This is a genomic window from Nocardia pseudovaccinii, assembly GCF_050942345.1.
Lineage (GTDB): Bacteria > Actinomycetota > Actinomycetes > Mycobacteriales > Mycobacteriaceae > Nocardia > Nocardia pseudovaccinii.
The window spans coordinates 1,350,064-1,368,202 of sequence record NZ_CP192074.1 but is presented as its reverse complement, the minus strand read 5'-3'; the positions used below and the strand labels follow the sequence as shown (position 1 = coordinate 1,368,202).

Annotated in this window: 2 protein-coding genes (both running past the window's edge); both read right to left on the bottom strand. The window is 66.7% G+C overall.

The genetic code is table 11. The features are described 5' to 3' along the window. Positions 1-15,739, bottom strand: the 5' portion of a protein-coding gene (locus tag ACQPZ2_RS06275) for a non-ribosomal peptide synthase/polyketide synthase (RefSeq protein WP_433524687.1). Its footprint begins 9,518 nt before the window's first position; the window shows 15,739 of its 25,257 coding nt (coding positions 1-15,739); the start codon lies at positions 15,737-15,739; its stop codon lies off the left edge, out of view. Continuing rightward, a protein-coding gene (locus ACQPZ2_RS06270) for a non-ribosomal peptide synthase/polyketide synthase (RefSeq protein ID WP_433524686.1) crosses the window boundary here: on the bottom strand, positions 15,739-18,139 show its 3' portion. Its footprint extends 15,287 nt past the window's final position; the window shows 2,401 of its 17,688 coding nt (coding positions 15,288-17,688); the start codon falls outside the window, past its right edge; its stop codon occupies positions 15,739-15,741. The genes ACQPZ2_RS06275 and ACQPZ2_RS06270 overlap by 1 nt, the downstream gene beginning before the upstream one ends.

Genomic DNA, 18,139 nt, shown 5'->3' with positions numbered 1-18,139 from the left:
TTATGCCGTCGCGGATGGCCGCACCGAGCCCGATGGTGGTGCTCGCGGCGGCGTGGCTGGCAATGACGGGACGTGGCCGATCCGAGGGCAGATCGAGCTGAGCGGGCAACCCGCCGAGCACGCGGGTCCAGTAGCGCAGTTGCTGTGCGGCCACCGATTCAGGATCGTCCTCGGCTCCGAGGATCTCACGTTGCCAGAGGGCGTAATCCGCGTACTGCACACGCAGGTCTGTCCACGTCGGTGCGGTGCCGGTGGCCCGTGCGGCGTATGCGTTCGCGATATCGCGCGCCAGCGGAGCCATCGAGAAACCGTCCGCCGCAATGTGATGCACCACGAGGGCGAGTAGGTGCTCGCGATCCGACAGGGCGGCCAGGCCGATGCGCACTGGTATTTCGGTGGTGACGTCGAAAGGTCTGGCAACCAGATCCACCAGCGCCGACGAATCCAGCCCGACGATTTCGGGCTTCGCGTCCAGAATCCGTTGGAAGCCGGTGCCATCGACGTCCGGATATACGGTGCGCAGGGTTTCATGGCGGGCGACGACGTCGGCCAGCGCGGCGGCGAGCGCATCGGTGTCGAGATCTCCGGTGAGCCGGATCGCGACGGGAATATTGTTCACCGTCTCGCCGGGATCGAAGCGGTTGAGGAACCACATCCGTTGCTGTGCGGGGGAAAGCGGAATCAGGTCGGGGCGTTGGCGCGCGGTGAGCTCCGGACGTCCGCCGGTACCGGTGAGCAGGGCGGCGCGGGTGGCCATTCCGGCAACGGTCGGTGCCTCGAACATCATCCGCACGGGAACTTCGGCATCCAGCGCGGCACCGATCCGGGCGGCCAGCTGAGTAGCGATCAGTGAATTGCCACCGAGTGCGAAGAAGTTGTCGTCGGCGCCGATTCCCTCGATGCCGAGCAGTTCGCCCATGATCTCGGCAACGGTCTGTTCGGTCTCGGTCGAGGGAGATCGGTAGGTGACGGTCTCGAATACGGGAGCGGGCAGCGCGGCGCGATCGAGCTTGCCGGAGGTATTGAGCGGGAGAGCATCGAGCACGACGAAGGCCGACGGAACCATATAGGCGGGCAGTGCGGTGTCCAGTTCCGCGCGCACGTCGTCGATATCGACTGCGGGGTCCGCCACCAAGTAGGCGACCAACTGATCGCCTGGTCGCTCGTCGCTACGCACCACGACAACGGCCTGGTCGATGACATCCATTGCGGTGAGCGCGGATTCGATCTCACCGAGCTCGATCCGCAACCCGCGCAGCTTCACTTGGAAGTCGGTGCGGCCCAGGTACTCCAGCTCACCGCTCGCGGTCCACCGGACGAGGTCACCGGTGCGATACATCCGCTCCCCCACACCGCCGAGGGGATTCGCGACGAAACGTTCAGCGGTCAACTGCGGCCGGCGGATATAGCCGAGCGCCAACTGCTCACCCGCGAGGTACAACTCACCGGGCACACCCACCGGCACCAGCCGCATCCGTGCATCCAGCACCAGCAATCGGGTGTTGAATACCGGCTTGCCGATCGGCACCGACTCCGCATCGGCATCGGTCACCTCGTGGAAGGTGACATCGACCGCCGCCTCGGTCGGCCCGTACAGATTGTGCACGCGGGCTCCGGTCAGCGCACGGGCCCGCTGCGCGGTCGGTCCGGGCAGCGCCTCACCTGAGGCGAATAGCGCGCGCAGCGTGACACAGTCACGCACACGGGGTTCGGCTAGGAACACGGCGAGCATCGAAGGCACGAAATGCGCGACGCTGATTCCTTCATCGCTGATCAACCGCGCCAGATAGGCCGGATCCCGGTGACCGTCCGGCCGCGCGAGCACCAATCGCGCTCCGATCTGCAACGGCCAGAAGAACTCCCAGACCGAGACATCGAAAGTCGCCGGGGTCTTCTGTAATACCGCGTCGTCGATGTGGAGCCCATACTCGGACTGCATCCACACCAGGCGATTGACAATCGCGGCATGTGACACCGCGACGCCCTTGGGACGGCCGGTCGAACCAGAGGTGAAGATGATGTACGCGGGGTGGTCCGGCAACAGCACGCCGAGACGATCCGTTGTGGTCAGCGGCGCGGATGAATATCTCGTCAGCTCCAGACGATCGATCCGTACCTGGCGTGCCGTAACTGCTTCCAGATCGGTACCAGCGGTCAGCACCCACACCGGACGCGCTGTCTCGAGTACATCGGCGATCCGGTCGGCCGGATGGTCGGGATCGAGCGGCAGGTACGCGCCACCGGCGACAGTGACCGCGTACATGCCGACCACCAAGTCGAGCGAGCGCCGCATGCCGAGCGCGACAACCGAATCCGGGCCTACGCCATGCCCGACCAGCCATCGCGCCAGGCGATGGACCCGGCCCGCGAACTCGGCATACGTCAGCGTCGCATAGCGACTCGATGAGGGGTGGTGGTCGGGCGACGGGTGGGCCAGACTCCGCCCCTCGAACATGACGGCGGTCGCGTCGGGTGTCCGCAACACCTGTTCCTCGAACAGCGAAACCAGAGTCTGCGACCGGTTTACCGCGAACGACGTTTCGTTCCAACGATCGAGCAGGAACAGCTCGTTCCGGTCCAATAGCTCGATATCGCCGACGCGTATGGCGGAATGGGCGACCACCGCCTCGAGTAGGCGCACGAAGCGGGCGGCGAACGATTCGACTGTCGCCCGGTCGAACAGATCCGTCGCGTAGCGCATGACGGCACGCAGCGCGGTACCGTCGCCCTCCGCGAGTTCGAGCGCGAGGTCGAACTGGGCGACCTGATTGTCGATGGGATACGCGGCGACCTCGAGCCCGGGTAGGCGCAGCACCGTATCGTCACGATGCTCGAAGGTGAGCAATGTCTGCACGATCGGCGAATGCGCTTGCGAACGAACCGGATTCAGCTCATCGACGAGTCGCTCGAACGGCAGGTCGGCATGTGCGAATGCTCGGATATCGGTGGCACGCACCCCGGCGAGCAGTTCGGCGAAGGTTGCCCCGGCCGCGACCTCGGTGCGCAACACCAGCGTGTTGACGAACATGCCGACCAGATCGTCCAGCGCCGCCTCGGCCCGGCCCGCGACGGGGGTGCCGATGGCGATATCGTCCACGCGGGCCAGGCGGGCCAGCAGCGCCGCGTAGGCGGCGTGCACCACCATGAACGACGACACCCCGTGTTTGCGGGCCAGATCCGCGATCGCGGCGGTCAGTTCCGAAGTGATGGCGAACTCGACCGCAGCGCCACGACCCGATGCCACGGCGGGGCGCGGCCGATCGGCGGGCAGTTCGAGCACCGGGGCGAGTCCGTCGAGTTCGGTGCGCCAATGCGCGATCTGGCGGGCCAGTACGGACTCGGGATCGTCGGCCGAGCCGAGCACGTCGTGCTGCCACAGTGTGAAGTCCGCGTACTGGACCGGCAGCGGCTGCCATCGCGGTGCCACACCTTCGGTGCGGGCGCTGTATGCCACCATCAGATCCCGCGCCAGCGGAGCCGTCGAGACACCGTCGGCGGCGATGTGGTGCACCACCACGACGAGCACATGATCGTCGGAAGCGACCCGGAACAGCGTGGCACGCACCGGTATCCGGGTGCGCAGATCGAAGCCGATCCCGGCGACGCCGACAACCGCCGCGGTCAGGTCGGATTCGGCGATATCGACCCGCTGCAACTCCACGGTCGATTCGGTCACCAACTGTGCGGGACCGATGCTGTCCGCAGGGAATACGGTGCGCAGCGACTCGTGCCGGGTGACAACATCACGCAACGCGGCACGCAGCGCTGCTTCGTCCAATGCACCGGTCAGGCGGATGGTGATCGGAATGTTGTAGACGGCCGATTCCGGATCGAGCCGGTTCAGCAGCCACATCCGAGTTTGGGCCAGCGACAATGGAAGACGCTCCGGACGATCTCGCGTCACCAGCGCGGGCCGCACGACATCGGCGCGGGTCACCCGCGGAGCCAATTCGGCCACGGTCGGTGCTTCGAAGATCTCGCGCACGGTCAGCGCGCTACCGAACGCCGCGTTCGCTCGAGCCACGAGGCGCATGGCCAAAAGTGAATTGCCACCGCGCGCGAAGAAGTCGTCATCCGCGCCGATCCGCACGCCACCGATCAGGTCGGCCATCAGTGCGGCGAGTACCGACTCGGTGCCTTCCCGCGGTGCGCGGAACTCCATTGCGGTACCGGCGACTTCCACTGCTGGCAACGCCGCGCGGTCGAGTTTGCCGACCGTGGTGAGCGGCATCTCGTCGAGCACAACCAGTTGCGCGGGCACCATATATGCGGGCAGATGCTCACGCACCTGCGCGAGTACCGCATCCGAGGACAGTTCCGCCCCACTGATGTAGCCGACCAGGCAGTCATAGCCCGAGGTGTCGCGCATCGATATCACCGCGGCATTCGTCACGCCCGCCACCCCGGCCAGCGCCGATTCGATCTCCCCGAGTTCGATCCGCTGACCACGCAACTTGATCTGGAAATCATTGCGGCCCAGGTAGATCAGGTCGCCGCCGCGGTTCCAGCGCACCAGATCGCCGGTGCGGTACATCAGCCTGCCAGGCACACCGAACGGATCGGCCACGAAGCGCTCGGCGGTCAGTCCGGCGCGTCCGTGGTATCCGCGGGCCAGTTGGTCGCCCGCGAGATACAGCTCGCCCGTGACACCGACCGGGACCGGGCGCAACCGTGCGTCCAGCACATAGGCGCGGGTGTTCCAGCACGGACGTCCGATGGCGACATCATGGCCGGAATCGCCGTCGGTGAATTCGTGATAGATCGCCGAGATCGCCGCCTCGGTCGGGCCGTACGCGTTGTGCACCGCGCCGCCGACATGTTCGCGAATCGCGGCGAGCAGGTCCGGCGTGAGCGCCTCACCGCCGCAGTGCAGATGACGAAAGGAGCGCAGCGCAGCGCCCATGCCCTCACCGATGAGCGCCGCGAGTACCGATGGCACGTACTCGGCGATGGTGATGCCGTGTTCGCGTAGCATTCCGGCGAAATACGCCAGGTCGAGGTGGCCGCTCGGACGGGCGATCACCAGCGGTGCACCGACCGCGATCGGCAGGAAACACTCCCACACCGAGACATCGAAGGTGAGCGGGGCACGCTGCAGAATGCGGTCGGCGGCGGTGACGCCGTAGCGGAATTCGAGCCAGCGCAGCTGGTTCATGATGGCGCGGTGGGTGACCGCGACCCCCTTCGGACGGCCGGTCGAGCCGGACGTGAACAGCACGTACGCCGTATTGTCGCGGCGCAGTGGCGCTCTGACGCTCGGCGCGGCGTCGAAGCCGCTGAGGTCGGTGAGATCGACGACACCGACGTCACCGAGGTCGGGCAGTTCCGCGCCGCCGACGGCCAACACCAGAGCCGGTGCGGCACTGTCGATCACCTGCGCGATCCGTTCGGCCGGATGGGCCGGATCCAATGGCAGGTAGGCACCGCCCGCGCGCACGATCGCGAATATGGCCACCAGCATGTCGACAGATCGCAGCGCGGCGAGTCCGACGATCGTCTCCGGACCGACACCTGCCGAAATGAGCCAGCGCGCAAGCCGATTCACCTGGGTTTCGAGTTCCGCGTAGGTCACCGAAGTGTCCTCGAAGATCACCGCGACGGCATCGGGTGTCGCGGCCACACGGGCCGTCAGCAGATCGTCGAGGGTCTCCGAAGGCAGTAGCCGCGCGGTGGCATTGCGATCCGAGAGCAGCAGTCCGCGTTCTGCCACCGACATCAACTCGACATTGCCGACGAGGGTTCGCGCGTCACGCACCATGGCGCGTACTACCCGCTCGAAACCCGCCAGGAACCCATCGACGGTTGCCTTGTCGAAGAGGTCCAGCGCGTAGTGCAGATGCACATCGATGCCGTCGGCCGCGCCGTCGGTGTCGTAGTGGTCGGTCAGCGTCCAGTCCAGATCCAGCTGGATCGGTGCGGGCCCGATATCGAGCGCGGCGATATTCAAACGGTGCAGCCGGAAGTCCGGCTTGGACTGGTTCTGCAATGCCATCGCCACCTGATACAGCGGCGCATGTGCCTGCGAGCGAACGGGATTCACCACATCGACGAGCTGTTCGAAGGGCACGGCGGCGTGATCGAAGGCTGCCAGATCCGCTGTGCGGACGGTCGCCAAGAGCTCACCGAGCGTTGCGTCGGCGCGCACCTCGGTACGCAGCACCAACGTATTGACGAACATGCCGACGAGCTCGTCCAGGGCTTCGTCACCGCGTCCGGCGACCGGCGTACCGATGACGATGTCGTCGGCAGCGCTCAGGCGGCTCAGTAGTACCGCGAGCGCGGCGTGCAGCACCATGAACGGGGTGACCCGATGGGCGGCCGCCACATCCTGTATGCCCTGGTGCAATACCCGATCGAGACGGCCGGTGATGGCACCGCCGCGGTTCGAGGCGACCGCAGGGCGCGGCCGGTCCGTGGGCAACGTCGACACCTCGGGAACGCCCGCGAGCCGACCGGTCCAGTAGCGCAGCTGATGGGCCAGCGGCGAACCCTTGTCATCGGCCCGGCCCAGAGCATCGCGCTGCCAGATCGCGAAGTCCGCGTACTGCACGGCGAGCGGACTCCAGGACGGTGCGACATCCGCGCAGCGAGCCACATAAGCGGTAGCCAGATCCCTGGTCAGCGGCGCGAAAGACCAGCCGTCGGCGGCGATGTGGTGCACGACGAACAGCAGTACGTACACCTGTTGGCGGGATCTGCTGGCACCGTCGTCGATTCGGAGTAGCCGGACGCGCAACGGAACTTCGGTTGTGACATCGAATCCGGTCTCGGCCGCGCTGGCGACGAGTTCGGGCAACTCGGATGTCGACACCGCACGAGCGACGAGTTCCACCAGCTTGGTCCCGGCGGGCAGCACCACCTGCGTCGCGGCGCCGTCGTGTTCGGGATAGATGGTGCGCAGTGTCTCGTGCTTGGCGATGACATCGGCAATCGCACGTTCCAGTGCGGGCACATTCAGCACACCGGTGAGGCGCAGCGCGAAGGGGATGTTGTATCCGCCACTCGCGGAGTCGAATCGGTTCAGGAACCACATGCGCTGCTGGGCGATGGACAGCGGAATCGGCTCAGTGCGATCCTGAACCGTCAACGGCGGCAGGGCCGGAGGTGGCGCCTGCTGCTCGACCGTGATCCGACGCGCCAGCTCGCGCACTGTCGAGGCGTCGAAGACGGTGCGAACGGGTACATCCGCCCCGGTCGCCCTGGTGAGCCGCGCCGCGAGTTGCGTGGCGATGAGCGAATTGCCGCCGAGGGCGAAAAAGTCGTCATCCGCGCCGACCAGGTCGATACCGAGCAGCGCGCTGAATGTCTCGGCGACAAGGGTTTCCGCGAGATCGCTCGGCGCGCGGAATTCGGCAGCCGCAAAAGCCGGTGCGGGCAATGCCGTTCGGTCCAGCTTGCCGGAGGTCGTGATCGGGAATTCGTCCAAGGCGACAAAGGCCGACGGGACCATGTAGGCGGGCAGCCGCCGCGCGACTTCGGCTCGGACGCTATCGATATCGAGTTCACTGCCCGCCACCAGGTACGCGACCAGCTGGTCGCCGTGGTCGTCGCGAACCACGACGACTGCCTGCGCGATTCCGGCAACCGACAGCAACGCCGACTCGATCTCACCGAGTTCGATCCGCAGGCCGCGGACCTTCACCTGGAAGTCGGTGCGGCCGAGGAATTCCAGCACACCCCGCTGATCGGCCGCCCGCCAGACCACCAGATCGCCGGTGCGATACATCCGGGCACCGGCCGGACCGAACGGATCGGCCACGAACCGCTCACCGGTCAGATCGGCCCGGCCGAGATAGCCGCGGGCCAGCTGAGCTCCGGCCAGATACAGCTCACCAGGTACACCGACAGGCACCCGACGCAACCGCGCATCGAGCACATACGCACGGATATTCCAGATCGGCCCGCCCATCGGCAGCGGACCGCTATCGGCAGCGGTCACCTCGTATGCGCTGACCTCGACCGCCGTCTCGGTGGGCCCGTACATGTTGTGCACCCGCGCGCCGGTGACCGCGCGTGCCCGCTGCGCGATGGTGGCGGGCAGCGCCTCGCCTGAGCAGAACACGTGCCGCAGTGTGGGCACATCGATATCGTCCGCGACGAAGACACCGAGCATGGACGGTACGAAATGCGCGACCGTAATCGACTCGCGCCGAATCAGATCCGCCAGATACCCCGGATCCTGATGACCATCCGGACGAGCCAAAACCAGCCGGGCGCCGACCTGCAGCGGCCAGAAGAACTCCGGCACCGAAACATCGAAGGTCACCGGCGTCTTCTGCAGCAGCGCATCGGTGCCATCGAGCGCGACATGCGCCGACTGCATCCACAGCAGCCGGTTCACGATGCCGCGGTGGGTCATCGCGACACCCTTGGGCCGCCCCGTCGAGCCCGAGGTGAAGATGACATAGGCGGTATTGGCGGCCCGCAGCGGCGCGCGCCGATCCACATCGGTAACCGGCGCGGCCGAATACTTGGAAAGGTCGAGTCGATCGATACGGACCTGCGTGGCAGCGATATCCAGATCCATACCCGAGGTCAGCACACAGAGTGGAGCGGCGGTATCGAGGATGTGACCGGTGCGTTCGGCCGGATGGTCCGGATCCAGCGGTACATAGCCGCCGCCCGCCACGGTGATGGCATACATGCTCACCACGAGATCGATCGAGCGTCGCATGCCCAGTGCGACAAGCGAATCCGGACCGACGCGCTGCGCTGTGAGCCAGCGTGCCAGCCGGTTCACCCGTCCGGCGAATTCGGCATAGGACAGGGTTGTCCCCTCGAAGGTGAGCGCGGGTGCTCCTGGAGTGCGCACCACCTGCTCGGTGAACAACGAAGCGAGCGTCCGGGTTTCGTCGACAACGTGCGTAGTGTCGTTCCAGCGATCCAATATCGACCGCTCGTCGGGAGCCAACAGCTCGATCTCGCCGATCCGGGTCTGCGGCATATCCGCCACGATGGCGAGCAACCGCCGAAAGCGACGGACGAACGCGGCCACGGTCGCCGCATCGAACAGATCGGTGGCATAGCGCAGGCTGCCGCTGAGCCCGTGATCACCGGCGCGTTCGTTCACCACCAGATGCAGATCGAATTTCGCGGTGGGATCCGGCGATTCGAGCGGTTCTACGGTAAGCCACGGGACTTCGAGCGCCCGACTGCCCGCGACGACACGCGGTGCCGTACCGAAGCTGAACAGCACCTGGAACAGCGGGTGCGCTCCTGTGCTCCGGTCCACGCCCATGGCATCGACCAGCCGCTCGAACGGCAGATCGGCATTCGCGAAGGCAGCGAGGTCGGCATCACGCACGCCCGCAAGGAGTTCGGTGAAGGTGGCTGCCGCAGCGACCGGGGTGCGCAGTACCAAGGTGTTCACGAACATGCCGATGAGCGCGTCGAGTTGGCGTTCGCCGCGACCGCTGACGGGCGATCCGATCACCACGTCATCGGTGCCGCTCGATCTCGCAATCGTCGCCGCGAAGGCCGCGTGCACCACCATGAACAGCGTCGCACCGCTGCGATGTGCGAGTACGCGCAGGGCGGCGGCCAACTCGGGTTCTATCTCGAAGCCCACTGCGGCACCGCGATTCGATGGCAGCGCGGGGCGGGGGCGATCGGTCGGCAGCGCGAGTTGGGTCGGCATGCCGTCGAGGGCGGCGCGCCAGAATCGCAACTGCTGGTATGCCGGATCGCCCGGTCGGTCCTCGGAACCGAGCAACTCGCGATGCCAGAGGCTGTAATCCGCGTACTGCACCGGCAGCTCGCGCCCATCCGGCCTCCGGCTGGGCCCGCCCGTCGCCCGACCACCACCCCCCACGGAATCGCTGCGCGATGCGGTACCTAATCTGGCCAGGTAGGCGTGCACCAGATCGGTGACCAGCGGTGTCATCGAAAGTGCGTCGGCCGCGATGTGGTGAACGACGAAGACCAGCACGTATTCGTCGCCAGAAATGCCGCGCCGGTCGTCCACCCGATCGACGATCAATAGCGCGACGCGCGAAGGCAGTTCGGTGGTCACATCGAACCCGGCGGTCGTGATCGCGGTAATGGCGGCCGTCAGATCGGCACGTTCGACAGGTACCGGATTAAGAGTCAGGCCGATGCCAGTCGGCGTCAGAATCGACTGGTACGGACCGGATTCGCTGTCCGGGTAGATGGTGCGCAGGGATTCGTGCCTGGACAGCACATCGAGCACCGCACGCTCCAGCGCGGTGACATCGAGCCTGCCGGTGAGCCGGAGCACGACCGGGAGGTTGTACACGCTGGCGGCGCCGTCCTGGGTTTCGATCCGGTTGAGGAACCACAGCCGCTGCTGCGCGGGCGAAAGCGGAATCCGTGCCGGACGCTCGCGGCGCACCAGCGGCCGTGCGGCCGCACCGGCTCTGCTGAGCTCGTCGACGGCGGCCGCGAATCCCTCGACCGTCGAGGCGTCGAAAAGAGCGCGCACCGGAATGCGCGTGCCGATGGCCTCCCCCGCCCGCGCGGTGACCTGGGTGGCATCCAGCGAACTGCCGCCGAGCGCGAAGAAATCGTCATCGAGACCGACTCGTTCCACCCGCAGCACCTCGGCGAATACCGCGGCGACCAGACGCTGTGCCGCATTGGTCGGCGCTCGGAAGCTCTGTTGCCGCAGCACCGGCACCGGCAGCGCCTTGCGGTCCAGCTTGCCGCTGCTGTTGAGCGGGAATTCGGACAGCTCGATCAGCGCGGTCGGCACCATATATCCAGGAAGACGCCGGGCCAGCCCGGCCTTGACAGCGTCGAGATCCAAAACGCCGCCCGGCGTGCGAATCACGTACCCCGCGAGATAGTCGCCATCGATCAGCCGTACCGCGGCCTGACTCACCTCCGGCGCCACGAGTAGTGCCGCCTCGATCTCGGCGAGCTCGATGCGCTGACCGCGGAACTTCACCTGGAAGTCCATCCGGCCGAGGTAGACGAGTTCCCCATCGGCGCTCCAGCGCACCAGATCCCCGGTGCGATACATTCGCGCACCCGCTCGGCCGAAAGGGTTGGCCACGAAGCGATCCGCGGTCAGATCGACCCGGCCGTGATAGCCGCGGGCCAGCTGGTCACCGGCCAGATACAGTTCGCCGGGTACCCCGATCGGTACCGGATGCAGTCGCGCATCCAGCACGTACACCTGGGAATTCCACTCCGGCTCGCCGATCGGCACCAGCTCGTCGTCGACCGTGACCTCGCGATAGGTAATGGACACGGCCGCCTCGGTCGGGCCGTACAGATTGTGCAGCGCGGCATCGCTCACCGCGTGGAAGGCCGCGACGGTCTCCGGCGGCAAGGTCTCGCCGATGACGAAAACATCGCGCAGCGAATCGAGTTCGTTCGCTTGGGCGTGGGCGGCGAAAACCGCGAGCATCGATGGCACGAAGTCGGTCAGTGTGACGCCGTGGCGGGCAATGGTTTCCGCGAGGTAGCGCGGATCGCGGTGGCCGTCGGGCGTGGCGAGGAGCAGGGTCGCGCCCGCGCGCAGCGGCAGGAAGTATCCCCACAGCGAAACGTCGAAGGTGGTCGCGGTCTTCTGCAGATAGACATCGCCGACGCGCGGCCGATATTCGGCGTGCATCCAGGCGAGTTGGTTGGCGATGGCGCGGTGCTCGACCGATACGCCCTTCGGTCGGCCCGTCGAGCCGGAGGTGAAGATTACGTAGGCGGGGTGCTCGGGCCGCAGCACCGCACGGCGCTCGCGATCGGCGATGTTCGCCGCCGAGTACTCAGAAAGGTCCAGTTCGTCGATATGGTGCAGGTGCACGCTCGGCGGCACGGTCGCGGGGAGGGTGAAGCCGGTACCGCGCATGGTGAGTACCGAATGCGGCCGCGCGGTATCGAGGATGTGCCAGCTGCGTTCGGCCGGATGTCCGGGATCCACCGGCACATAGGCGCCACCGGCGCGCAGCACCGCGTACATCGCGACGACCAGCTCGATCGAGCGCGGCATCGCGAGCACCACCAGCGATTCCGGGCCGACGCCGGTGCTGATCAGCATGCGCGCGAGGCGATTGGCCCGCTCGGACAGTTCGGTGTAGGTGAGTGCGGCGGTATCGGACACCAGGGCAACGGCCTTCGGCGTGCGCCGAACCTGGCTGTCGAACCCTTCGTGCAGAAATTGATCGGCGACTCTGTGCCCGCTGGCATTCCAGCTCGCGGTGACATAATCGAGTTCACCCGAGTCGAGAAGTTCGATATCGCCGACCGTGACATCCGGATCGGCGGCCGCCGCGCGCAGCAGCCGGAGAAATTTGATACCGAACTCGCGCACGGTCGCGGCGTCGAACAGGTCGGTGGCATAGGTGAATTCGGCGCGGTAACCCGTCTCGGTATCGGAGAGGGTCAGCTGCAGATCGAATTTGGCGAAGCCGGGATCGAAATCGACCAGCTCCGCGTCCAGGCCGGGCATAGTCAATGCGATCGGGCCGATGTTCTGCATGAACAGCGCGACCTGGAACAGCGGATGCCTGCCCTGGGAACGCGCCGGGTTCACCACCTCGACCAGATGCTCGAAGGGAATATCACTGTGCGCGAACGCATTCAGATCGCGCTCGCGCGCATGGGCGACGAGGTCGGCGAAGCTCAGCTCGCCCCGGACCTCGGTACGCAGCACGAGGGTATTGACGAACATGCCGACGAGGTCGTCCAGTGCGCGATCGCCGCGTCCCGCGACCGGTGTGCCGATGGCGATATCGGCGGTGCCGGACAGGCGCGCGAGCAGGACCGCGAGTGCCGCATGGACCACCATGAAGGGCGTGGCTCGACTGCGGGCGGCGATCCGGTCGATCGCATGGCGTAGCTCCGCGTCGATGGCGAACTCATGGGTCGCCCCGCGGTAGGACGCGACGGCGGGGCGGGGCCGATCGGCGGGCAGATCCAGCTGTGCGGGCAGGTCGGCCAATTCGGCGGCCCAGAATCCGAGTTGGCGTGCGGCTACCGATTCCGGATCGTGCTCGCTGCCGAGCACATCCCGCTGCCACAGCGCGTAGTCCGCGTACTGCACGGGCAGCGGCGCCCAGTCCGGTCGACGTCCGGCACGACGGGCCGTATAGGCGGTGACGAGATCGCGCATCAGCGGTCCCATCGAGACACCGTCGGCCGCGATGTGATGCACCACCAGGACCAAAGTGTGATCCTCGGGTCCGCTGCGCAGCAACCGCACCCGGACCGGAATTTCCTCGGTGACATCGAATCCCTGTACCGCGCTGGCCAATACCGCGGCGGCGAGTTCGACCTCGGGAATATCGCTCGGGGAAAGGTCGAACACGGCGTGCATCGGCCGCACCACCTGAGCCGGACCATCGGCGGTCTGCGGATAGACGGTGCGCAGGATCTCGTGCCTGGCAACGAGGTCGGTGATCGCCGCGGACAGGGCGGTGACCTCGAGTGCACCGTGTAGCCGCAGTGCGACCGGAATATTGTCCACCGCCGCGGTATCGAAGACGTAGGCGGATTCGGTGTGCGTGCCGAACCGGTTGAGAAACCACATGCGCCGCTGCGCCGGGGACAGTGGAATGTGCTGCGGCCGCGCGGCCGCTGTGATCGCCGGTCGTGCGGCTCCGGTCCGTGCCAGCCCGGCCAGCGCCGCTACCGTCGGGCGGTCGAAAAAATCGCGGACATCGACGGTGATGTCGAGCGCGGCCCCGATTCGGGCAATGGCGCGGGTGGCGATGAGCGAGTTGCCGCCGAGCGCGAAGAAGTCGTCGTCCGCGCCGACCCGTTCCGCCTCCAGCAGCTGGCCGAAGATCTCGGCGACGGCCACCTCTGCCTCGGTCGATGGTTCCCGGTACGCGGCCGATCCGAATACCGGTTCCGGCAGTGCGCGCCGATCGAGCTTGCCATTGGCATTGACCGGCATTTCGTCGAGGACAACCACCAGCGACGGCACCATGTAGTCCGGTAGGTCCCGGCGCGTCGATTCCAGTACCGCGGCCGGATCGACGATGACGCCACCGTCGGCCACCACGTAGCCGACCAGATGATCGCCGCCCGCATGCCGATGCAGCAGCACCGCGGCCTGCGTGACCTGTTCATTGCGCAGCAGCGCCGCCTCGACCTCGCCGAGTTCGATCCGCAGCCCGCGCAGTTTGACCTGGAAGTCGATGCGGCCCAGATATTCCAGTTCGTCCGGGCCGCCGCTGCCGTCGGTGCGCCAGCGGACCAGGTCGCCGGTGCGGTACATCCGATCACCAGGCGCACCTTCCGGATTGGCCACGAATCGGTCGGCCGTCAGTCCGGGACGGGCCACATAGCCGCGGGCCAACTGCACACCGGCGAGATACAGCTCACCGACGACGCCACTGGCGACCGGCCGCAGATTGTCGTCCAGCACCAGCAATTCGGTGTCGTCGGCGGGCGCACCGATGGGCACGATCGTGCTGTCGGCGGCGGTGACCTCGTGCGCCGTGACATCGACGGCGGCCTCGGTGGGACCGTACAGGTTGTGCAGTGTCGCGCCGCTGATATCGCGGAAGGCGGCCGCAGTGGCGGCCGGTAGCGCCTCGCCGGAGGCGAATACCAGGCGCAAGGTCCGTGCCGCGCTTTCGATCTGCGGCTCGGCCACGAATACCGCGAGCATGGAAGGCACGAAATGCGCGACGGTGACGCCGCGTTCGGCGATCGTGCGCGCCAGATATGCCGGATCGCGATGACCATCCGGCGCCGCGATCACCAGTCGCGCACCGACCTGCAACGGCCAGAAGAATTCCCATACCGAGACGTCGAAGGTGAACGGCGTCTTCTGCAGCACCACATCGTCGCCGCGTAGCCGATACAGCCGCTGTCGCCACCGCAGGTTGGCCAGAATCGAACGGTGCGATACCGCAACACCTTTCGGACGTCCCGTCGATCCCGAGGTGAAGATGACGTAGGCCGTATTGTCCGCAGACGGACGCAGGCGGTCATCGATCGACACCGCTGCCTCGACGGTGTCGAATTCGTCGATCCGCAGTACCGGGATACCCGGTCCGAGCTCGGGCTGGTCCTGGGTCGTGGTGAGTACCAGGACCGGCGTGGCGACCTCGAGCACGTAGCCGATGCGTTCGGCCGGATGCTCCGGATCGATCGGAACATACGCACCGCCCGCCTTCAGTATCGCGTACATGCCGACCAGCAGGTCGAACGAGCGTCGGACGGCAAGCCCCACCAGGCTGTCCGGGCCGACACCCAGGTCGATCAACCGCAGCGCGAGGGCGTTCACCCGGCCGTCGAACTCCGCATATGTCAGCGTCGCGTAGCGACTCGATGAGGGGTGGTGGTCGGGCGACGGGTGGGCCAATGCCGCACCCGCGTACTCCAGGGCTACCGCGTCCGGTGTCCGGCGCACCTGTGCCTCGAATTCGCTGACCAGGGTCTCGATCGGCGCGAATATCGACGGCAGCACGTGCGCCGCCGCCGTCAGGGCGTCATCGAGCAGTCGCTCCAGCACGGTGCCGAGTGCGCCGTCCCCGGACTCCAGCAGGGCGGGCAGCTGGCTGGAGACTACGACCGATACCAGCGCGTCGGCACCGAGACCGCCACCCATCGCCTCGTCCAGCACCATGATCTCGGTGGCCAGCACACCGTAGGTGATGGTGGTCCCGTCGTGCCGCAGAGCGACCCGCTCCGGATCCAATTCGGCGACCTTGTCGATCAGGATGGGGAGATCGTCGAGTCCGTACGCCCGGCGCAGTGCCGAATGATCATATGCGGCAATACGATTGCCGAGTTTGCTGGATGCGACCGATTCTGCCTGGGGCATCAGTTGATTCCTTCCGAATCGACTTCCGAATCCGAGTTGGAGAGCACGGCCCGCGCCTCGCTGCGCAGGGACCGCAGGACTGCGGCGAGACCACTACCGCCGAGGGCGGCCAGGAGGCCGGGCACCACTCCGGCCAGGGCGACGTTGATGAGCGCATCCGGTTTCGCTGTCGCGCCCATGGCTTTGGCGACCGTCGCGAGCTTGGCGGCCAGCTCGCCGAACGTCACCGTGTGCGCGTCGTGGGTGAAAGCGACGGCACCGGAATCGATTTCGGCGGCAGCGGCGATCAGCGCGGCCAGATCCGCCGGGCTGTCGGGCCGTTCGCCGTGGGAAGTTTCGCCGCGAATATCGATGGCGCGAATGGCGATAGCCGGATCATCCGCGACTACCTCGAATATCCGAAGTAGCCGCGCGGCGAACAGCCGGACGGTGGCGGCATCGAAAATATCGGTCGCGTAGCCGAATCGCATATCCAGTCCGGACAGGTCACCGGCCGCGTCGAACAACTCGATGCCGGTGAGCTGCAGGTCGTATTTGGCCTCCGCCAGCGCGAGATCGAGCACCTCGACCTCGAGCCCGGGCAGCGTGACGGGGCCGGACGGCATGTTCTGGAAGGTGAACATCACCTGGAACAGCGGTGTATAGGCACTGGATCTGGTCCGGCCCACGGCATCGACCACCCGCTCGAACGGCACGTCGGCATGTGACAGCGCCGCGATATCGCGATCCCTCGCCTCGTGCAGCAGATCCGCGAAGCCGGTGCGCGCGTCTACCTCGGTGCGCAGCACGACGGTATTGACGAACATGCCGATCAGATCGTCGAGTTCACGTTCGCCACGCCCCGCGACCGGTGCGCCGATAGCGATATCCGGGGTGCCGGACAGCTTGGCGAGCAGGACCGCGAATGCACTGTGGATCAGGGTGAACAGTGTTGTGCCGTGCGCACGGGCAACCGCCGCCAACCGCGCGGTGAGTACCGTGTCCACCTCGAAACCGACTGTGCCACCGCGCATATCCCTGCGCGCCGGACGCGGTCGATCGCTCGGCAATGGAAGTACTTCGGGCAGCCCCGCCAATTCTGTTGTCCAATAGCCGAGTTGCCGGGACAGCAGGCTGTTCGGATCACGATCCGAGCCGAGCAACGCGCGTTGCCACACGGTGTAATCGGCGTATTGGACCGGCAATGGCTCCCAGCCGGGCGCGTTGCCCACGATCCGGCTGAGGTAGGCACGCATGAGATCGCGCGTCATCGGGGCGACGGAATAGCCGTCGGCGCTGATATGGTGCAGCACCACAACGAGCACGTGCTCGTCGACGTCGGTGCGGAACAATGCCGCGCGGACCGGCGACGCCGAGGTGATATCGAAACCGGCGGCGACGAATTCAGCGATGCGCGTGTCGATATCACCCGGTGCCAACAGGGTCGGTTCCAGATCGACCTCGGCAACGTCCAGTACTTGCTGCACCGGTTCGGGCTCGGCATCCGGATATCGGGTGCGCAGGGTTTCGTGGCGTTCGATCACGTCCAGAATCGCCGCGCCCAGGGCAGTGATATCCAGTGCACCGGTCAGGCGCAGTGCTGCGGGGATGTTGTAGGCCGAGGAATCCGGGGCCAGCCGGTTGAGCACCCACATCCGCTGCTGTGCCAGCGAGAGCGGGGCAGGTGCGGTGCCGGAACGCCGAGTGAGCGCGGGCCTGGCATCGGCGTCGCCGAGCTCGGCCAGTCGCGTGGCGAGCAGCCCGACGGTCGGTGCGTCGAATACCGCGGCCACCGGGACCCGCACTCCGAGTGTCGAGCCCAACTGCGCCGCCAGCCGGGTCGCCAGCAGCGAATTGCCCCCGAACGCGAAGAAGTCGGTATCCAGCCCGACCGCTTCCCCGGTTGCGATCACCTCGACGAACGTGGCCGCAACCAAGCGCTCCAGCTCATTGGTCGGGGCTCGGAAGGCAGCCGCGGTGTACACCGGCTCGGGCAGTGCGGCCCGATCGACCTTGCCGTTGGCATTGAGCGGCAACGACTCCAGCACCACGATCGCGGCGGGCACCATGTAGGTGGGCAGCTCTGTCGCCACCGCCGCACGCAACGCACCGGCCAATTCGGTCGCAGCCGCCGAGTCCGGCACCGCGACATAGGCGATGAGCCGAGTTCCAGTGTGCGCCATCGCGACCGCGGCGCGCACCTCCGGCAACCGCAGCAGCGCGGCCTCCACCTCGCCGAGCTCGATCCGGAAACCGCCGATCTTGACCTGGAAGTCGGCGCGCTCCAGGTATTCCAGCGTGCCCTCCGGACGCCAGCGGACGATATCGCCGGTCCGATACATCGTCGCGCCGACGGCGCTCGCGAAGGGATCGGCGACGAAACGGTCGGCCGTCAGCGCCGACCTGCGTTGATAGCCGCGC